Annotated in this window: 3 protein-coding genes; 2 read left to right on the top strand and 1 reads right to left on the bottom strand. The window is 60.2% G+C overall.

Going from position 1 to position 2570, the window contains the following annotated elements; all coding sequences use genetic code 11:
- On the top strand, positions 1–1169 hold a 1169-nt coding region (locus J0I64_RS08545; protein ID WP_291407163.1), incomplete at its 5' end, for a phage tail tube protein.
- Positions 1170–1374: 205 nt separating this feature from the next.
- Positions 1375–1824 (top strand): hypothetical protein, encoded by a 450-nt coding sequence (locus J0I64_RS08540; RefSeq protein ID WP_291407162.1) that lies wholly within the window; start codon positions 1375–1377, stop codon positions 1822–1824.
- A gap of 323 nt (positions 1825–2147) precedes the next feature.
- Here the strand turns inward: J0I64_RS08540 and J0I64_RS08535 are convergent, their stop codons facing one another.
- Positions 2148–2369 carry a hypothetical protein gene (locus tag J0I64_RS08535; protein WP_291407161.1) on the bottom strand — a complete coding sequence of 74 codons (222 nt, stop codon included), beginning with the start codon at positions 2367–2369 and terminating at the stop codon, positions 2148–2150.
- Positions 2370–2570: the final 201 nt, after the last annotated feature.

Below are 2570 nucleotides of genomic sequence, written 5' to 3'. Positions count from 1 at the left end.
CGGTGACCTACAACTCCGAAAACTCCTTCGGCGAAATGGCAGACGCGGCCGGTGCTAAGGCGTTCCGCCCCAATTCTGGCCAGCTCACACTTGCCAAGGAGCCTATCCGTTCGAACGAAGTCCGTCGCGATGGGCTCCAGAGCCGCGGCCGCCACGGGTCGCGGTCTGTGTCTGGCCAGTATGCCGGCGACCTCAGTGTGGGCACTTTTGACGATTTGATCGAGGCGGCCTTTCGCGGCACATTTGCGCCGGCCCTCGCCGTCACCGAGGCGACCGCAGGCCTGACCAGCATTACGACGACCGCAAATTCGATTGTCGCGTCGGCAGGCTCTTGGATCACCGCTGGGTTGCGCGTCGGTGATGTCATTCGCCTGACCGGGCATTCCGCCGCGGGCAATAACGACCGCAATCTGCGTATTACGGGGCTGACTGCCAGCACCATCACTGTCGCCGACTTGCTGACGGTCTCCGCGGTTGCAGACACCGCCTTCTCGATTGACCGGCCGAAAAAGCTGCTCCAGGGCCTTGTCGCGCGCTCTTTTACCTTTGAAGAGCACGAGGCCGATATCGATGGCTCGGAAATCTTTACCGGCGTCCGTGTCGGCAGTCTGCAGCTCCAGATGCAGCCGAACGGCATGTGCATCCTGACGTTCGGCCTGGTCGGGCGCGACATGGAGGTCATGACTGGCGTTGCATCACCCTATTTCACTGACCCGAGCACCGAATTCGTGTCGATTGCCATGACGGCAGTCGAAGCGAAGATCCGCGTCGGCTCCGGTGATGTTCTCGATGTGACTTCGCTGGAACTCAACCTCAATCTCAACGCGTCGGGCGTGCCGGTTGTCGGCTCGACGGTCACGCCAGAGGTGTTCACCAATACCGGCGTTGTCGAGGGTTCAATCACGGCCCTGAAGCAGGATGTGACGCGCTCCCAGCAGTATCTCAACGAAACCGAACTGAGCCTCCATCTGCTGTTTGAGGAGCTGGAAAGCGGGGCGGCCGACTTCTGCTCCTTCTTTCTCGGCAACCTGACCTTGGCTAGCGCCACAAAGGGCGAGATCGGCGCCGACAACGGCCGCACCCAGACCTTCTCTCTGCTCACCGGCGCGGACGAACGTGGTGGCGCGTTCGACCGCACCACGATCAAGTACCAGACCTCCGCTGTCTGATGAGCAAGTCAGAGAATTCTATCCGCGCCGCGGCCACGGCCCTGCACCAAGCCATTGCCGAAGGCAGGGCCCATGGCCTCGCTATCATTTGGCCAGGTAGCCCGGACGGGCTCACCAGTATCTCAATCAGCGAGACGGCCCGCGCCGCATCGATCAAGCCAACCACGCCGGCCCAACCGCGCCGCGCCAATCCGAAAGTGACGAAATGACCAAGACGGAAGACGTTCTCGACCTCTCGCTCGATAGCTTTGCCGGCGCCGATATTGCCACCATGGATGTGGTGGTTGCCGGCAAGCCCTCTGGCTGGCTCTGGCAGTTCGCTGGCCCTGGCCACCCGAAAGCCGTCGATCAGGCGAACCGCACCGCGCGCGAGCGGCTCCACAAGGACAAGTTGATCGAGCAGGCGCAGGTCAATGGAAAGAAATGGGTGGCACCTGAACAGACGCCGGCCGACGTTCGTTCGAGTAACGTGACCTATGTTATTGAGCGCCTCGTGGGTTGGTCTGCCATCCGCATCGATGGCACGGATTTCGCCTTCACCGAGGCGAATGCTCGCATGCTGCTGGAAGACCCGAAGCGCGTTGGTGTGCTCGCCCAGGCCATGGAATTTCTGGCGGCCGACAGTTCTTTTACGAAGCGCTCCGAAGCGATCTGATCGCGTACGCGGAGCGCGAATTCGAACTATCTGCGCGCGACAAGGAAGGTCATTCCTTGCGGGAAATCCTGCAGGGGCAGATCGACCGAGCGCGAACTGACGCGCGGCGGGACCAACTTCAATCCGAATTGATCTTGCCGCCGTTTCCAGAAGCCATCCGATATCTTTGGACAGCTTATTGGGACGTGAGACTAAGATGCGGCGGCAACGGGTTCGGCACCTCGCCCATCTCCTGGGGCGACATAGACGCTTATGTGAGACTGACCGGCTCCCATTTCGCGCCTTGGGAAGTGCAGATCATCACTGCGCTCGACGATGCTTGGCTAGATTCTGCCCGCAGCGCGAGCGTCGTTGAGGGTGGCAACAATTAGCTCAAGCGTCGCTGACATGGTCACCGCATCGAACGAAAGCGTCGTCAAAATCGCCTTCAGATTTTTCGGGTCTGAGGTATCGCGGTCGCCCAGTGACGTGATCAGGTCAAGGCGCTGCTGGCAGCGGTCGCTCAGCTTCGTGGTCTCAGAAAGAACGGCACTGAAATCGGTCATCTTGGCTTGCCTGCCGTGAGAGTTATCAGGTGGCGGAAAAGTCTGCTGTCACCAACAGCCCACGACTTATGCAATCCTCGATCAAAAAATCGAGGTTTTCGGCATCCTTGGTGCTAGCGGGCGCTTTCCGGTTTTGGACGTAACCCAGACAGCTTTTCCTCTGCTGTTGTTGAGTCGCAATCTGCTCGGCCTTCCGGACTG

It is taken from the genome of Devosia sp., from assembly GCF_017307565.1.
Taxonomy (GTDB): domain Bacteria; phylum Pseudomonadota; class Alphaproteobacteria; order Rhizobiales; family Devosiaceae; genus Devosia.
The sequence above is the reverse complement of the archived record's forward strand: the minus strand, read 5'-3'. Positions and strand labels throughout refer to the sequence as shown.

Coding starts and splice junctions, on each gene's coding strand:
- J0I64_RS08540 (WP_291407162.1), top strand. CDS start 1,375: ATGACCAAGACGGAAGACGTTCTCGACCTCTCGCTCGATAGCTTTGCC.
- J0I64_RS08535 (WP_291407161.1), bottom strand. CDS start 2,369: ATGACCGATTTCAGTGCCGTTCTTTCTGAGACCACGAAGCTGAGCGAC.